The sequence below is a fragment of the Mycoplasmopsis verecunda genome (genome assembly GCF_033546915.1).
Lineage (GTDB): Bacteria > Bacillota_I > Bacilli_A > Mycoplasmatales > Metamycoplasmataceae > Mycoplasmopsis > Mycoplasmopsis verecunda.
Genome location: NZ_CP137850.1, coordinates 939,753 through 946,797, shown reverse-complemented (window position 1 = coordinate 946,797; position 7,045 = coordinate 939,753). Strand labels below are relative to the sequence as shown.

The following is a 7,045-nucleotide window of genomic DNA, read 5'->3' as shown; positions in this document are numbered from 1 at the left end:
TATTAGTTATCCACAAGATAAAAATGTTAATAACTATGTGGAAAACTTTTTATTTATAAACATTAATATATTTATTATTTTTCTAGATATAGAAAAAATAAAACTTTATAATTTAAATAACTATGGCACAATCAATTTTTAAAGGAAAATTTGTAAAGATTTTAAGTGGCTCAAAAGAAGAAGGTTGGGCATTTTTATTATTCAAATCTAATAATTCAAATATGAATTATCCAGTATATTGCAGAAGTAATGTACCTGATTTATTTTCTGATTACGAAATAACAGTAACTGAAAGTGCAAAAAATAAAAATTCATTTATTTTGAGTAGTTTTGTACCGATTATTGAGAAAAAAGATATAAATTGAGAAGATTTTATATCAAAAAATGTGCCTAATATAGGTAAATTATCAGCTAAAAAAATAATTGATGCTTTTGGAAATGATTTATTTAAAATGATTGACCAATTAAATGAAGATAATAATGAAGAACAATTATTAGCTGTGATGACATCAAAACAATTAAATTCATTAGTTAAGTATTATCAAGAAAATAAAATAAGAATTAATGCTTTAATGGGTGTTTCTGATGAAGAACACAATAATATTCAATTCTTTTATTCAAGAAATATGTCAGATTTATTAGAGGTTCTTAAAAAACATCACAAAAAAGATGATATGGATTTTGTTGATTATTACAAAAATCAAAACCCATATTCACTTTATTTAAATAAAATATACCCTTCATTACCTGTGATTGACGAATTTGCTATTGAAATCGGTTGAGATTTAGCTTCAATTAATAGATTTGAAGCATATTTAGATGATATTATGGAACAATTAGAAAATGATAATTCAACCCTAATGTCTTATGATCATATAGTTAATCAACTACAATTTATTTTTGATTATGATATTAAAAAAATATATGAATATTTAGAATATCTTGTGCAAAAAGATAGATTAGTTAAATCATTTGATCAAAAACATAATGTGTATTTATCACGTAAACAAACTGTTGATAAAGAAAAATTTATTGCAAACAAATTAAAATATCTAAATAAGAAAAAATGTTCCGTAGTTCTAAAACCTAAAAAAGAATATGAATTAGATCAATTGTCAGAAAATCAACAAAAAGGTTATTACAATTTCATAGATAAAAATGTTTCTGTTGTTTCAGGAGGACCCGGAACAGGAAAAACATTTGTTATTAAACATATTTATGATACTTTAAGTAAAAGTGATTTAGCTGATGGTATTGATTATGCTATTTTAGCTCCAACAGGAAGAGCGGCAACGAATATCACATCAAAAATTAATAACCGCGTTAGAACAATACACAGCTTTTTACAAATTGCAAATAGTAATGAAGAAGTTTGCAGTGAATATCTTAAAAAACTTAAAGATATTAAGGTTATTGTTATAGATGAATTCTCGATGGTTGATATTAATATATTTGATAAATTACTAAATTCATGCCCTTCAATTGAAAAAATTGTTTTAATAGGTGATGTTGATCAACTCCCACCAATAGGACCTGGTGATTTATTAAGAGAAATTATAAAATCTAAAAAATTCCCGGTAACTTTTTTAAATGAATTTTATAGAAGTGATTGTGAATCTATTTGAAAACACTTTAATGAAATAAGAAATAATGGATATCCTGAATTTAAAAAAGATGAAGTTGATTTATGCCAAGCTTCTTATCAAGATATTAATCAAAAAGTTGTTGAAATATACAAAAATAAAGTGAAAAAATACGGCCTAGAAAATGTTATATTACTATGCCCTACATATAAAGGTGATAATGGTTTATTTGAAATTAATAGATTAATTCAAAATGAAATTAACCCTAAAAATGAACCATTTTTATCTTATAAGAGAAATGGTCGTCCAGTAAGTTTTAAAATAGGAGATAAAGTAATTCAATTAGAAAATAGACTAAATGAAGATATTTGTAATGGTGATATAGGTTATATAAGTGATGTAACATACACAAATAATAAAAATAAGAAAAAAGAAATTGCTAGTGTAGAAGTTACATTCAAAAGACAAGATAATTGAAAAATGACAATTAAATACACTAAGGCTGAATTTAATGAACAAGTCTCACTAGCATATGGAACAACAATTCATAAATTCCAAGGTAGTGAATTAGATGTTATTATTTTCTTAATACACCCATCTCATAAAAGAATGTTAAGTAAAAAACTACTATATACAGCTGCATCTAGAGCAATGAAAAATCTAGTAATAGTAACAACAAATGATACAAATTATAATGAAGTAATATTAAGAAGCAATGTTTATGAAAAACCAATATTAACTCATTTTGCACACTTTTTAAATGGAGAATAATATGAAATTAATAGTTGGATTAGGAAATCCTGGTGAACAATACAAATTTACAAGACATAATGCAGGTTTCTTAACAATAGATAAAATATGTAAAAAATTACAAATTGAATTAAATAAAAATAAATTTAATGGTGTTTATGCAAAAGTTGATGATTTAATTATTGCTAAACCATTAACTTATATGAATGATTCAGGAAGTTTTGTAGCTGCTTTATGTAATTTCTTTAAAATATCACCAGATGATATTTTGGTTATACACGATGAAAAAGACTACCCCTTAGGAAAAAGCACCATAAAAATAGGTGGATCCGGTGGATCACATAATGGTGTAAGAAGTATTGTGCAACAATTAGGTTCTCAAGATTTTAAGAGATTAAAAATAGGAATTACCACACCACATGAATCTCAATTAAGAGATTTTGTGTTAGGAAGATTCACTGTTGAACAAATGGAAATACTAGAACCTGTTTTAGATAGAGCTGCTAATGCTGCGATTTCATTTGCTTTTAATGATATATTAACTGTAATGAATAAATATAATACAAGAAGCAAAAATGCCTAAACCTACATATAATAAATGTTTAATTGCAGTTAGTGGTGGATCTGATAGTATGTTTCTATTAGATAGATATAAAAATCAAAATATAGTAGTAGCTCATGTTAATTACCATCAAAGAGAAGATAGTTCTATTGAAACTGAAATTGTTAAGAAATTTTGCAATAAAAACAAAATACCTCTTTTTATTCTAGAATTAGCTAAAGAAGACTATGAAAAAGGTAATTTCGAACAATGAGCGAGAGAAAAACGTTATAAATTCTTTAAAGAAATTTATGATAAAGAAAATTGTGATGTTTTATTAACAGCCCACAATAAAGATGATTTTTTTGAAAGTGCTTTAATGACATACGAATCAAACCGACAAAAAGATTTTTATGGAATTAAACAACATAATTTTGTTTATGGAATGAATGTATATCGGCCATATGTAAACAAATATTGAAAAGATTATATAGCACACAGATGTATTTATGAAAGAATACCATTTCATATTGATTCTTCTAATTTTAGAACAAAATATACGAGAAATAAAATCCGTATGACTTTTCATAATCAACCATTTAAGAAAAATATGTGATATTTATACTTTGTTTCAAAAAACAAAAAACTAAATCATGTTAATAAAAAAATAGATGCAGAATTTGTTTTATGAGAAGATAAAAATTTTTCTCAAGATGAATTTATTAATCTAAAATATAAAAATAAATTAGTTTACAAATATATAAATAAAAATTACGAACACATTAATTTAACTTCAGGAAAAATAAATTCAATTGTTCAATTTATATTATCAAACAACAGAACCTCAAAATATAAATTAGCCGATAATATCTATATTTATAAAATAAAAGGTTTGTTAAAAATAAATAATAATCCTACACATTAGCAAGTAAATAATACATTTGCTAATGTTATTTTTTAAAATAACATTGTATAATTATTATTAATTTATTAGAAAGGATGCTATGGAATCAAAAAAGAAAAAAATATGATCTTCAGTAATTACATCTATAGTTATTATTTTATTAATAGCGATAGGTATTTATTTATTAATAAATAAATTAAATGCACCTAATCAATGATCTACATCAGATTTTATTCATAATTTAACTACTGCTGGTACTCCAGACGGTGGTACATTTAAAGATATTATATTTAACCCATTTCAAAACCAGATAACTGGTTCATATGTAAATAACCAAGGTTATGTTTCAAACTTTGTTACTGGTGGTAGTGTAGGTACTATTACTGATATATTAAAAGGACAAGGTTTTGACTTAGGAAAAATACTTGCAAATTCAGATGTTATCAAAGCATGAAATGTTGTTCAAGCTCCTACTCCTGGATTCTTCTCAACATACATTTTACCTTTCATACCAACATTAATTTTCATTATCTTAATGATTGTTATCTTTAGATATCAAATGAAAATGATGAATGGTCAAGGTTCTTCTATGTTTGGTGACCAATCTCCCGCACAAAAAATTAAAACAGATAAGAAATTTTCTGATGTAGCAGGAAATAAAGAACCAATTGAAGAAATTAGTGAAATAGTAGATTACTTAAAAAATCCTAAAAAGTACGAAGTTTCAGGTGCTAGAATGCCTCGTGGTATTTTATTAGGCGGTCCTCCCGGAACAGGAAAAACTCTTCTAGCTAAAGCAACAGCTGGTGAGGCTGACGTACCTTTCTACTTCGTATCAGCTTCAAACTTTGTTGAATTATTCGTAGGTATGGGAGCCAAAAGAGTTAGACAAGTAATAGCTGAAGCTAGAAAAAATGCTCCAGCAATAGTATTTATTGATGAACTTGATGCTATCGGTAGAACAAGAGGTAGTGGTATTGGTGGAGGTCACGATGAACGTGAACAAACACTTAACCAACTTCTTGTTGAAATGGATGGTATAAAAGAAAACTCAGGACTATTATTTATAGCTGCTACAAACCGTACAGATGTTTTAGACCCAGCTTTAACTAGACCAGGTCGTTTTGATAGAGTTATTACAGTAGGATTACCTGATGTTAAAGAACGTGAAGCTATTTTAAAACTACATGCTAAAGGAAAAAGATTTGCTAAAGATATTACATTCAGTAATGTAGCAAGAAGAACACCTGGATTCTCAGGTGCACAACTTGAAAATGTTATTAACGAATCAGTATTATTATCAATTCGTGAAGGAACTAATGTGATTACTAGAGATCAAATTGATGAAGCAATTGATAGAGTAATGGCAGGTCCTGCTAAAAAATCAAGAACAATTACAAAAGAAGAACTTACAATGGTTGCATACCATGAAGCTGGCCATGCTGTAGTTGGTATAAAAGTTCCTGGTGGAAATAAAGTTCAAAAAATAACTATTATTCCTCGTGGCCAAGCAGGTGGATATAACTTAATGATGCCTGAAAATGAAAAATACAACTACACCAAAACAGAATTATTAGCATCTGTAGCAAGCTTTATGGGTGGTAGAGCAGCTGAAGAATTTATTTACGGAGAACAAAATATTTCAACAGGTGCTTCTGATGATATTGCCAAAGCAACTAATATAGCTCGTAGAATGGTGACTGAATTTGGTATGTCTGATTTAGGTCCGATTAAATACCAAGAAGAAGAAGGCTCACCATTTCTAGGTAAAACACTAGCTACATCATCATCCCTTTCTAACCAAGTTAGTCATGAAATTGATTTAGAAATTAGAAAAATAATGTTAGAGGCTAAAAAAATAGCTTCAGAGGTAATTAAAGAAAACACTAAATTATTAGAATTAATTAAAACTTTATTACTAGAAAAAGAAACAATTGTTGCTGAAGAAATTGATTACATTGCTAAAAATCTAGAACTTCCTCCAAGAGAAATCGAGAAAAAAGAAGAAAATGAGCAACCTTTAAATCTAGATGATTTAATAAAAATGACTTCAGAAAATAATAATCAAGATTTTGATAATTTATCACAAGATGATAAAAATATCTTATTAAGAAAACATGAAATAGATAAAGCTAGAGAACAAGCTAGATTAGATATGAGAGCAAAAGAAATTGAAGATGCAAGAAAACAAGCTCGCAATAATAAATAATACAAAAAGATTGTGAGAAATCACAATCTTTTTATTAGGAGACAATTATGGAAGAAATTATTCTTAAAAGTCATGATAATTATGAATTATCACTTCATTTATTTGAAGTAGAAAATCCAAAAGGCTATGTACAAATAATACACGGAATGGAAGAACACCAAGATAGATACAATTACTTTGTTTCTAAAATAAATCAAGCAGGATATACTGTATTAACTAGTGATATGCGTGGACATGGTAAAAACGCACCAGTTAGAGGTTTCTTTGCTGAAGAACATGGGGATAAAGTATTATTAGATGATTATAAATTAATCACAAATTACTATCTAAAAAGATTTAATATAGATAAAGTTATTTTATTTGCTCACTCAATGGGAACAATAATTGCGAGAAATTTAATGCAAACTGAATCAAATAAATATGCTAAAGTTATTTTATCTGGATATCCAACATACTTTACTTTAACACCTGTAGGAATAGCTTTATCTCACAGTTGGCAATATTTTAAAGGTGCAGCTACTTATTCACCATTTATCAATTATTTATCAGTTGGAGCATTTAATAAAAAAATAAAAAATCCTAGAACCAAAGTAGATTGAATATCAAAAAATCCACAAAATGTGGATGATTACTTAAATGATGATTTATGTGGGATTGGGTTTAAAATTTCTGCTTTTAAAGATTTATTCCATTTAACTAATAATTTAAAGAAAGTAAACAATTACAAAGATGTTAATAATATTCCAATTTTAATGATAAGAGGTGCTGGTGACCCATGTACAGGATATGCAAAAGGTGCTAAGCGATCAAGACAATATTTACAAAAAGCTGGATTTAGTAAAATAAAATATATTGATTATCCAAATTGTAGACACGAATTACTTAATGAAGAGATAAAAGATATTGTTATAGATGATATTATTTCATTTATTAATGAGTAATTTTATAGAGGTTTTTAACCTCTATTTTTATTTTCTTAGGAGATGAATAATAATTAAAAAATTATTAAATTAGTATCTAAAAAAATATCAAAAGTTTTAATAAAGGAAATTAGACAC

The 7,045-nt window shown here is 26.6% G+C and carries 5 protein-coding genes; all 5 read left to right on the top strand.

Going from position 1 to position 7,045, the window contains the following annotated elements:
- Window positions 1–122 precede the first annotated feature (122 nt).
- The 5 genes from SAM46_RS03650 to SAM46_RS03630 all read left to right on the top strand — a co-directional run bounded on the left by SAM46_RS03650 (window position 123) and on the right by SAM46_RS03630 (window position 6,928).
- On the top strand, window positions 123–2,354 hold the full coding sequence (locus tag SAM46_RS03650) for an ATP-dependent DNA helicase (protein ID WP_078747224.1): 2,232 nt from the start codon (window positions 123–125) through the stop codon (window positions 2,352–2,354).
- Between the two features lies 1 nt (window position 2,355).
- Complete coding sequence (pth, locus tag SAM46_RS03645) at window positions 2,356–2,916, top strand: aminoacyl-tRNA hydrolase (protein WP_078747223.1); 561 nt, start codon at window positions 2,356–2,358, stop codon at window positions 2,914–2,916.
- Window positions 2,909–3,799, top strand: a complete 891-nt coding sequence (gene tilS, locus SAM46_RS03640) for a tRNA lysidine(34) synthetase TilS (protein ID WP_078747222.1) — start codon at window positions 2,909–2,911, stop codon at window positions 3,797–3,799. The genes pth and tilS overlap by 8 nt, the downstream gene beginning before the upstream one ends.
- Window positions 3,800–3,878: 79 nt before the next feature.
- Entirely contained in the window at window positions 3,879–5,987 is a 2,109-nt protein-coding gene (gene ftsH, locus SAM46_RS03635; RefSeq protein ID WP_318635593.1) for an ATP-dependent zinc metalloprotease FtsH, read from the top strand.
- A gap of 47 nt (window positions 5,988–6,034) precedes the next feature.
- Complete coding sequence (locus SAM46_RS03630; protein ID WP_078747388.1) at window positions 6,035–6,928, top strand: alpha/beta fold hydrolase; 894 nt, start codon at window positions 6,035–6,037, stop codon at window positions 6,926–6,928.
- Window positions 6,929–7,045 lie beyond the last annotated feature (117 nt).